Genomic DNA, 9228 nt, shown 5'->3' on the forward strand with positions numbered 1-9228 from the left:
CCTGGGCTAGAACGAACGGGGGAGGCCCTGTGCCTCCGCGACCATGTTTCGCGCCATCTCGCCGGTGATCGGCGCGATGCGATACAGCCGGGAGTCCCGCCAGTACCGCTGCATGTCGGTCTCCATGGAGTAGCCCAGGCCGCCGAGCACCTGGATGCCCCGGTCGGCGGCCTGGTTCGCGTACTCGGCCGAGACGTAGTGCGCCAAGGTCGCCTCGACCCCGCAGGGCCGCTCCAGCGACTGGAGCCAGGCGGCCCGGCGGACCAGCAGCTCCGACTGCTCACGCCAGGCGACCATGTCGGCGATGTAGTGCTGGAGTGCCTGGAACTGGCCGATCGGCCGGCCGAACGCCTCGCGCTCCTTGACGTACTGCAGCGCGTCCTCCAGCACCGCGTCGAGGACACCGAGCGCGGACGAGGCGGTGATGATCCGTTCGTTGTTGAGCGTCGGCAGGAGCTGGTGCCAGCCGCGGCCGCGTACACCGACCAGCATCTCGTCGGGCACGACGACGTCATCGAGAAAGACCTCGCACGCCGCGAAGCTGCGCATGCCGAGCTTGGGGATGCGCCGGATGTCCACCCCCGGGGTGGTCGTGGGGACCAGCACCGCGGTGAGTGCGGACCTGGAGCTGCCCACCTCGTGGTCCTTGGCCAGCACGACAAGGAAGTCGGACGTGTTGGCGCCCGAGGACCACACCTTCTGGCCGTTGAGCCGCCAACCGCCGGGCACCTTGTCGATCCGGGAGCGCATCGCGCCGAGCAGGTCGGTACCCCCGCTCGGCTCGGTGATCGCGATGGAGAAACGGATCTCGCCGCGGGCCAGCCGCGGCAGGTACTCGGCCTTCTGCTCCGGCGTGCCGTACGTCGACAGGGTCTTGCCGCCGGCGAACGACGACACGCCCCAGACGCCGGAGAGCCCGCCGAGGTTCCTGGTCAGCTCCCTGGCGAGGATCGACTGGGTCACCACGTCGCCGCCCTCGCCGCCGTACTCCGGGTCAATGCCGATGCCGTGGAACCCGGCCTTGGCCAGGTCGTTCCAGAGGTCGGTGGGGAAGACGCCGTCGGCCGCCTCGATCGCGCGGCACCGCTCCTTGGGGTAGTTGTCGTCGACCCAGGACCGTACGAGGCGGGCGAACGCGACCTGCTCGGTGTCGAGGTCGAAATCCATCTCTCGGCGCTCCTTGCCGCGGTCTTCGTGGTCGGCTGTGACCCTTGCGAGGGTTTCATTAACCATGCAAACTATCAAGAGTTTGGCGGTGTCAAAGGCGTTCCGCGCCAGCACGCGCATCAGGGAGGACCGTCGTGACTGCTGTGACCGAGGATGCTCGGGGCGAGGCACGAGCCCAGCGTGAAGCGGCTTACGTCGAAGCCGGCCTATGGGACGACGAGCGGCTCGGCTGGCTCGCCTACCGGGCGGCGCGCGAGTTTCCGGACCGCGAGTTCCTGTGCATCGACGATCTTCGTCTTACCTATCGCGAGTTCACTTCCTGGGCCACGGCGATCGCCGCAGACCTCGTCGCCAGGGGAGTGCGGCGGGGTGACCGGGTGCTCGTCCAGCTCCCCAACCGCGTGGAGGCGTTGCTGGCACAGGTGGCCGCCTTCCGGATCGGCGCCGTCTCGGTGCCGGTCGTCCCGATCTACCGCGAGCACGAGATGAGCCATATCGTCGCCGACTGCCGCCCGGTGGCGGTCATCGCAGGAGAGGACACCGCGACCCGGCAGCCGTGCGCGGAGTTCGACCGGCACCTGGCCGGCGCCGGCCTCTTTGGCACCGTCAGGTACGTCGTCGGGGAGGCGACTGTGCCGGGGTGGGCCCCGTTCCCGCGGCGGCCGGACGGGCCGCAGGACGACACCGGCCTCCCCGAACCCCTCGAACCGGAGGCGTGCGCGCTCATCCTGTACACGTCGGGCACCACCTCGGCGCCGAAGGGAGTGATGCTGACCGGCCGGGCGTTCGTGGCCAACAACCGCAGCGTCGGCGCCCGCATGGCCTGGACCGAGGACGAGGTGTTCTTCTGTTGCGCGCCGCTGTCGCACCTGGCCGGCTTCGTCAGTGGCTTCGCCTGGCCGGTGAGCGTCGGCGCCCGCGTTGTGATCATGCCCAAGTGGGACGGCGACGCGGCCGCGGACCTGATCGAGCGGGAGCGGGTCACATTCACTACCGGCGCCGCGGTGTTCCTGCACGACCTGGTCCGCAGCTATCGCAAAGGAATGGGCGCGTCCCACCGCATCACCCGCTTCGTCAGCGGCGGCGCCGCGACACCCCCGGTGCTGATCCGGGAGGCCGACTCGCTCGGCGTGCACGCGATGCGCGGCTACGGCATGACCGAAACCGGCGGGGGGATTACCTTTCCCGGGCTCGACAGCGACCTTGAACGCCGGGCCAACTACGACGGACGGCTCATCGACGGCACCGAGTTGGAAGCCGTGGATCCCTACCGTCAACCGCTGTCGCCCGGCGTCGAAGGCGAGCTGCGCACCCGAGGGCCGCAGAGCCTCATCGGCTACACCGATCCCGACCTCACGGCCGCGCAGGTGGACGAGGACGGCTGGTTCTACACCGGCGACGTGGGCACCGTCGACGCAGAGGGTTGGCTACGCGTTACCGGCCGGATCAAGGACATCATCAACCGGGGCGGGGAGAAGTTCTCGGCGCGCGACATCGAAGAGGCGATCGTCGCGCATCCCGACATCGACCGCGCCGCGGTGGTTGGCGTGCCCGACGAACGTTTTGGTGAGGCCGTCGCCGCGTTCGTCACGCTGGCCCCGGGAGTCATCTGGACCGACCCGGACAGCGTGCTGCGGCACCTGGAGACGTCCCGGCTCACCAAGCAGAAGTTCCCAACCGAGTGGTACGTCGTCGACGAACTCCCGGCGACCGCTTCCGGCAAGATCCAGAAGCATCTCCTCCTGGAACGGCGCACCGTCGTTTCCACCAACCGGAAATGGAAGGCCGCGCGTGGCACATAAGGACCGCACGCCAGTCATCTGCGGCATCGGGCTGTCCGACTACCCGAAGGCTCCGCACCTGGATGCTCGCGGGCATCAGGCCCAAGCCCTGCAGCGGGCGTTGGCCGATTCGGGCGTACGCAAGCAGGACATCGACGGCTTGGCCGTCGCTGAGTCGTGGATCCCCGGTGTGCCGGGCTCGGACCTTCCGGAGACCGCCGAGTTTCTGGGAATCGATGCCAAGTGGCTCGACGGCACTTACACGGGCGGGTCGGCCTACGAGTTCCAGCTCCAGCACGCCGAAGCGGCGATCCGGGAAGGGCTGGCCCACACCATCGTGCTCAGCTACGGCAGCGATCTGCTGACCCGGCTGGGCCGGTCGCTGGGCACCGGATACGGCCGCCCACCGATCGGTGCGCAGCAGTACGAGGCGCCGTACGGCAACCCGACCGTGGCGGCGTACGCGATGGCGGCCCGGCGGCACATGCACCAGTACGGCACCACCGCGGAACAGTTGGCCCAGATCGCGGTCGGGGTACGCGAGTACGCCGCCTTCAACCCCAACGCGATGTACCGCGACCCGATCACCGTCGACGACGTGCTGGGCTCCCGGATGGTCGCCGACCCGCTGCACCTCCTCGACTGCTGCGCGATCACCGACGGCGGCGGCGCGGTCATCGTCACCACCGAGGAGCGCGCCCTCGACCTGCGACAGCCGCCGGTCTACATCCTGGGCACCGCCGCCCGGCAGACGCACTGGTCGGTGAGCCAGGCACCCGACCTCACCACGACCGCCGGAGCGCTCGCCGGCCCGGAGGCGTTCGCCCGGGCCGGACTCGCCCCGAAGGATGTCGACATGGTGATGCTCTACGACAGCTTCACCATCACCTGCCTGCTCCTGCTCGAAAGCCTCGGGTTCTGCGCCCCTGGCGAGGGCGGCGCCTTCGTGGAAGCGGGGAACCTGCGCAAGGGAGGCGCCCTGCCGATGAACACCGACGGCGGCGGGCTCTCCTCCTGCCACCCCGGGCTGCGTGGCATCTTCCTGCTCATCGAGGCCACTCGGCAGCTGCGCGGCGCCGCCGGCGACGTACAGGTCCCGGGCTGCGAGGTCGCCCTGGCGGCCGGCTCGGGTGGCTGGCTGTCCACGATCGGTGTCTCGATCCTCGGAAGGAGTGCCGCATGACGCTCGAAGTCGTCGACGTCGAGAACTGGGACCGGCCGCTGCCGGGAAACGATCCCCTCGCCAACGAGTACTTCCGGCTGTGCGCCGCTGGCACGCTCACCGTCGAGCGCTGCCCGGAGTGCCGCTCGGCCCAGCACTACCCGCGCGGCATCTGCATGCGCTGCGGTGCGACGCCGGTACTCGAGGCGGTGTCGGGTCTGGGCACGGTCTATACGTTCAGCATCGTCCGGCAGAGCGGCGTGCCACCGTTCAAGGGCATGCTTCCGTACGTCCTGGCACTCGTCGACCTCGACGAGGGGCCTCGGCTGATGGGAAACATCGTCGACTGCGACCCCGAGGAGGTCGCCGTGGGCGACCGGGTGCGGGCGTTCGTGATGCGGGCCAACCCGGACGTCGGCGTCCCGCAGTGGCGCCTCGCGAGATGAGCCTCCGCGCCGACATCGTGGGCCAGCCCTGGCCTGCGGAATCGCGCACCTGGTCGAGCACCGACGCGCTGCTGTACGCGTTGGGCGTCGGCGCGGGCTCGGACGAGCGGTTCGACGAGCTGCCGTTCGTCACGGAAAACTCCGTGGGCCGACCGCAGCGGGTGCTGCCGTCGTTCGTGGTCACACTGGCGTCCCTCGGCCTGGACCCACGCCTCGGCGGCTTCGACCTGAGCCAGGTGCTGCACGCCGGCATGGAGATCGAGCTGCGCGGCGTCCTGCCGGCGGAAGGCGCCGTCGAGGCCGAGACCGTCGCCGAAGCGGTACTGGACAAGGGACGTGACGAGCTAGTGGTGGTGCGCACGACCCTGCGTGAGCCCGCCACGGGTGCGCCGCTGGCGGTGGCGCGCAGCACGAGCCTCGTCGTCGGCGGGGGCGGGTTCGGTGGCGAACGCGGCCCCGCGCCGGCCCGATGGCAGCTGCCGGCCGGCGATCCGGACGTGAGCGTACGGATGCAGACGCGCCCGGAGCAGGCTTTGCTGTACCGGCTCAGCGGCGACCGCAACCCGCTGCACTCCGACCCGGTCGCGGCCGAGCGCGCCGGGTTCGCCCGGCCGATCCTGCACGGGCTGTGTACGTTCGGCGTGGCCGCCCGCGCGCTGCTGCACTCCTGTGCCGGCGGGGATCCCGACCGGTTCGGCCGGATGAGCGTGCGTTTCACGGCGCCGGTGTTTCCGGGCCAGGAGCTGTTGGTGAACGCCTGGAAGGCGCAAGCCGGCATCCTGTTCCAGGCGCGTGCCGGCGACCGCGTGGTGCTCGACCGAGGTGTCTTCGCGCTGCGAACCTCCTGAACCCGTGTGAAATCCGTGTCACGATCCGATGACAGATCCTTGACGTGACCTGTGACCTGTGCAACTGTTTTGCATTGTTAAGTGATACGTGGATAGGTGGCGTGCGCGAGAGCTGCGATGCCGGCCGGACACGTGCGGCGGCTTGGGGACTGGGGCCTCTCCTCTCATCGGATGACATCGACGAAGGGCACATTCCTGTGAAACCAATCCACGCGACCGCGGCGGGCCTTTCCGCCCTTCTCCTGCTTCTGACGGCGTGCGGCGACAGCGATGAGACCGGTCAGGGCGGCGAGGGCCGTGGCGAAGACCTCGTGGTGGCTGTCCCGGTCCCGCTCACCAGCGGCAACAGCGCGGCCGCCCAGATGATGCTCAACTCGGCGAAGCTCGCGGTCAAGGACATCAACGCTGGCGGTGGCGCGGGTGGGCGCAACCTCGTCGTCAAGGAGTATGACGACAAGCTCTCGCCGGACGAGTCTGTCAAGGTGGCGCAGCGAGCGGTGACCGTGGACAAGGCCGAGGTCGTCGTCGGGGCGTACACGACGATCGAAGGTCTGGCGATCCGCCAGGTGACGGAGTCCCGCAAGATTGTCTTCCTGGGCCCGTCGACGATCTCGCCGGCGTTCCTCGACAAGGCGGTCTACACCTATCGGGTGGGTCACGACCAGCGTGACTACCCGGTGCAGATGATGGAACTGCTCACGAAGCTCGGTTACAAGAAGCCGGTCGTGCTCGCGGACGACGGGCCGACGGGCGCCACCCTGTTCGGCCCGATCGAGGAGGCGGCCAAGGCGGCCGGTCTCCAGCCGGCCGGCACGGTGAAGTACGCGCTCAACGCGACTGACCTCTCCGGCCCGATCGCCGAGATCAAGCGCTCCGGTGCCGACTCGGTGATCGCCATCGGCAGCTCCGCCGCCGACGCGGGCCTGGCGATGAAGACGATGGTCGAGCAGGGCGTGCAGACGCCGGTGCTCGGGTTCAGCTCGCTCATCGCGCCGGACGCCCTCAAGATCGGGGGCGACGCCTTCACGAAGCTGCCGGCCATCTACACGTTCTCCAACATGCAGCCGTCGAAGCCGCAGTACCAGGAGTTCGCGAAGAAGTACGCCGACGAGTACAACAACGGCACAGAGGTCGCGCTGGTCGAGCAGGCGGGCGCGACGTACGACGCGTTCATGATCCTGGACAAGGTGCTCGACCAGACCGGTGGCGACACCAACGGTGAGAAGCTCGTGCAGGCCCTGGACGCCATGGAGCCGATCGAGGGCGTGAGCGGCAAGCAAGGCTGCCAGATGAGCTACAAGGAGAGCCACAGCGCGTTCAAGCTCTGCCTTGTCGCGTTCAAGTTCGAAAACGGCAAGCCGGTGGAGCAGGCCGGCTGACCGTGCCCGCGCTGGGGGGAGGAGTGCCTCGTCGAACTGGCGGGGGCGGGGCACTCCGGTTTGTACGGGGGAGGACAGCGATGCGACTCGGGATGATCATCGACTACGCGCACGGCTTCGACGAGACCGCTGAGCTCCTTCCCGACTACGAGGCCGCCGGCCTGCGACTCGTCGCTGTCCCTGAGGCATACTCCTTCGACGCGGTGAGCCAGCTGGGGTACCTCGCCGCCCGCTCCCGGACGGTCGAGCTGGCCTCCGCCATCCTGCCGGTGTACTCCCGAACTCCCGCACTGCTGGCCATGACGGCCGCCGGACTCGACCACGTCTCGGGCGGCCGGTTCACGCTCGGCATCGGAGCCTCCGGCCCGCAGGTCGTAGAGGGGTTCCACGGCGTTCCCTACGACGCGCCGCTCGGTCGTACGCGTGAGGTGATCGAGATCTGCCGTCGCGTGTGGCGGCGCGAGCCGCTGCGGCACGCGGGAAAGCACTTCAGGATCCCGCTTGCGGAGACCGAGGGGACGGGTCTGGGAAAGCCGCTGAAGCTGATCAACCATCCGGTTCGCGGCCGCATCCCGATCGCGGTCGCCGCACTGGGACCGGGCAACGTCGCCATGACGGTCGAGATCGCGGACGCCTGGCAGCCGTTGTTCTTTCATCGCGAACGTTACCGCGCCGCCTGGGGCGAGGCCCTTGACATCGGCTACTCACGTCGGGATCCCGCGCTGGGAACACTCGATATCATGCTGCAGGTCCCCTTCGCGGTGAGCGAGCCGGCCGAGGAGATCCTCGCGTCCGTCCGCCGCCAGCTGGCCCTCTACATCGGCGGCATGGGCGCGCGCCGGAAGAACTTCTACAACGAGCTCGCCCGTAGATACGGCTACGCCGTCGAGGCCAAAGAGATCCAGGAACTGTACCTCGCGGGACGCACGCAGGATGCCGCTCGCGCGGTCCCCGACGAACTCGTTCGGGGCGTGTCGCTGATCGGAAACCCCGACCAGTTGAGGAGCCAGGTCGCCGATCTCGCCGCCGCCGGCGTCACCACGCTGCTGCTCAACCCGTTGGCCACGGAACCGGCGAAGCGGGTCGACGATGTCGCGATCGTCGCCAGTCTGTTGCCGACCAACCGCTCGCCAGGTATCCGATGACGTCTCACGCGCTCGGTCAGGGCACCGGCCCCCTGAAAGGGCTCAGAGTCGTCGAGTTGGCGGGCATCGGTCCTGGACCGCACGCGGCCACGATTCTCGCCGACCTCGGCGCCGACCTCATCCGGATCGAGCGTCCAGGCGAGGGCGGCTTCGGTATCGAACCGCGCGGGTCAGACCTGCTGACCCGCGGCCGACCGAGCGTCGCGCTCGACCTCAAGCACCCAGCCGCGGTCGCCGCGGTGCTCGAACTGGTGGAGAGTGCGGACGCGCTCGTGGAAGGGATGCGCCCTGGCGTCACCGAGCGGCTGGGACTCGGGCCCGACGACTGCCTCGCCCACAACCCAAGACTCGTCTATGCCCGGATGACCGGCTGGGGGCAGACCGGACCGTGGGCTCATACGGCCGGGCACGACATGAACTTCATCTCGATCACCGGGACACTGCATGCCCTCGGCCAGGACCCCGAACGGCCACATTTTCCACAGAACCTGCTCGGCGACTTCGGCGGCGGTTCGACCTATCTCGTCATCGGCCTCCTCGCGGCACTGTTCGAGGCGCGCACGAGCGGTCAGGGGCAGGTCGTCGACGCCGCTATCGTCGACGGCACCGCACATCTCAACCTGATGTGGGCCTCGATGCTCGCCAGCGGCATCGCGAAGGAACAGCGTGGTGTCAACGTTCTCGACGGCGGCATCCCGAACTATCGGATCTACGAGACAGCGGACGGCAAGCACGTCTCGGTGGCCGCGCTCGAGCCTCAGTTCCACGCCGATCTGTTGCGCCTCACCGGCGTCGACCGGGCACCGGCCGAAGACCTCGACACGCTTGGAACGGCCCTGGCCGAGGCGTTCAAGCGAAAGACCCAGGCTGAGTGGGCGGAGGTCTTCGACGGCACGGACGGCTGTGTGGCACCCATCCTGCCTTTCAGCGAGGCGGTACGGCATCCGCACATCGCGGCTCGCGGCGTGTTCGTCGAACACGAGGGCCGGGTACAGCCGGCACCGGCGCCACGCTTTTCGCGTACGGAAGCGACGTTGTCGAGAGGACCTTCGGCTCCAGGGCAGGACACCAGAATGGCGCTGGAGGCCTGGGGTATCGGAAACGTCGACGAGTTGATCGCGTCGGGTGCGGCGCATGAGGCGAATCGGTAGGCGCAGTGTAACTGGTCAGGTAGTAGCAAGTCTCATCCCGTAGCTCATGCGGTATGAGAGCGCCTATAGTCGTCCGCGTGAAGGTCGTGTATAAGATCACGTATCCGAACGGGAAGATCTATGTCGGAAAGGACCTCACGGGCACGCTC

Annotated in this window: 8 protein-coding genes; 7 read left to right on the forward strand and 1 reads right to left on the reverse strand. The window is 68.6% G+C overall.

The annotated features are described in order from the left end of the window. Positions 1-6: 6 nt before the first annotated feature. Positions 7-1167, reverse strand: a complete 1161-nt coding sequence (locus ACFFIA_RS15770) for an acyl-CoA dehydrogenase family protein (RefSeq protein ID WP_377251543.1) — start codon at positions 1165-1167, stop codon at positions 7-9. 134 nt (positions 1168-1301) lie between these two features. On the opposite strand from ACFFIA_RS15770, the gene ACFFIA_RS15775 reads away from it, so the two are divergent. The 7 genes from ACFFIA_RS15775 (at position 1302) to ACFFIA_RS15805 (ending at position 9079) form a co-directional block, all read left to right on the forward strand. Then, positions 1302-2969 carry a class I adenylate-forming enzyme family protein gene (locus ACFFIA_RS15775; RefSeq protein WP_377251545.1) on the forward strand — a complete coding sequence of 556 codons (1668 nt, stop codon included), beginning with the start codon at positions 1302-1304 and terminating at the stop codon, positions 2967-2969. Next, positions 2959-4131 carry an acetyl-CoA acetyltransferase gene (locus ACFFIA_RS15780; RefSeq protein WP_377251547.1) on the forward strand — a complete coding sequence of 391 codons (1173 nt, stop codon included), beginning with the start codon at positions 2959-2961 and terminating at the stop codon, positions 4129-4131. Before ACFFIA_RS15775 ends, ACFFIA_RS15780 begins: the two co-directional genes overlap by 11 nt. Continuing rightward, a complete protein-coding gene (locus ACFFIA_RS15785; protein WP_377251549.1) occupies positions 4128-4556 on the forward strand; it encodes a Zn-ribbon domain-containing OB-fold protein in 429 nt (142 codons plus the stop codon). Before ACFFIA_RS15780 ends, ACFFIA_RS15785 begins: the two co-directional genes overlap by 4 nt. Beyond that, entirely contained in the window at positions 4553-5404 is an 852-nt protein-coding gene (locus tag ACFFIA_RS15790; protein WP_377251551.1) for a MaoC family dehydratase, read from the forward strand. The genes ACFFIA_RS15785 and ACFFIA_RS15790 overlap by 4 nt, the downstream gene beginning before the upstream one ends. Positions 5405-5448: 44 nt before the next feature. After that, positions 5449-6783, forward strand: coding sequence for an ABC transporter substrate-binding protein (locus ACFFIA_RS15795; RefSeq protein WP_377251553.1), 1335 nt, complete (start codon positions 5449-5451; stop codon positions 6781-6783). Between the two features lie 92 nt (positions 6784-6875). Further along, on the forward strand, positions 6876-7928 hold the full coding sequence (locus tag ACFFIA_RS15800) for an LLM class F420-dependent oxidoreductase (protein ID WP_377251567.1): 1053 nt from the start codon (positions 6876-6878) through the stop codon (positions 7926-7928). Then, positions 7925-9079: a CaiB/BaiF CoA transferase family protein gene (locus ACFFIA_RS15805; protein WP_377251555.1), complete on the forward strand. Its 1155-nt coding sequence runs from the start codon at positions 7925-7927 to the stop codon at positions 9077-9079. The genes ACFFIA_RS15800 and ACFFIA_RS15805 overlap by 4 nt, the downstream gene beginning before the upstream one ends. Positions 9080-9228 lie beyond the last annotated feature (149 nt).

It is taken from the genome of Phytohabitans kaempferiae (assembly GCF_042433955.1).
Taxonomy (GTDB): domain Bacteria; phylum Actinomycetota; class Actinomycetes; order Mycobacteriales; family Micromonosporaceae; genus Phytohabitans; species Phytohabitans kaempferiae.

Bases quoted from the DNA above. Each gene is read 5' to 3' on its own strand.
- ACFFIA_RS15770 (WP_377251543.1), bottom strand. From the start codon at position 1,167: ATGGATTTCGACCTCGACACCGAGCAGGTCGCGTTCGCCCGCCTCGTA.
- ACFFIA_RS15785 (WP_377251549.1), top strand. From the start codon at position 4,128: ATGACGCTCGAAGTCGTCGACGTCGAGAACTGGGACCGGCCGCTGCCG.
- ACFFIA_RS15790 (WP_377251551.1), top strand. From the start codon at position 4,553: ATGAGCCTCCGCGCCGACATCGTGGGCCAGCCCTGGCCTGCGGAATCG.
- ACFFIA_RS15800 (WP_377251567.1), top strand. From the start codon at position 6,876: ATGATCATCGACTACGCGCACGGCTTCGACGAGACCGCTGAGCTCCTT.
- ACFFIA_RS15805 (WP_377251555.1), top strand. From the start codon at position 7,925: ATGACGTCTCACGCGCTCGGTCAGGGCACCGGCCCCCTGAAAGGGCTC.